Here is a 263-nt window from a genome sequence, read left to right on the forward strand (position 1 = left end):
GTGATCGCCAGTGAACCGGTACCGGAAAGCGGCCGCAGCAGAGCGAGCGGAACGATCTGCTCAGGTACATGAAGCAGCGAGAGCACCGGCCGCATTGCCCGCAGCAGGAGATCCAGCGCACCCGATTCGCGGAACAGGGTAATCGCCACCATCATTGCGATCAAATGCGGAAGGATGCGGATGGTCGTTCCCAGTCCGCCTTTCGCTCCTTCAATAAACGTTTCGTAGACGGGAATCCGCTTCGACCAGCCGTAGACCAATAT

At 58.6% G+C, this 263-nt stretch carries 1 protein-coding gene; it reads right to left on the reverse strand.

Going from position 1 to position 263, the window contains the following annotated elements:
- Nucleotides 1-263 (reverse strand): nucleoside recognition domain-containing protein (locus MXD62_RS08845; RefSeq protein ID WP_368862345.1); only part of this gene is annotated, 263 nt, incomplete at both ends.

It is taken from the genome of Frankia sp. Mgl5, assembly GCF_023242985.1.
GTDB lineage: Bacteria > Actinomycetota > Actinomycetes > Frankiales > Frankiaceae > Parafrankia > Parafrankia soli.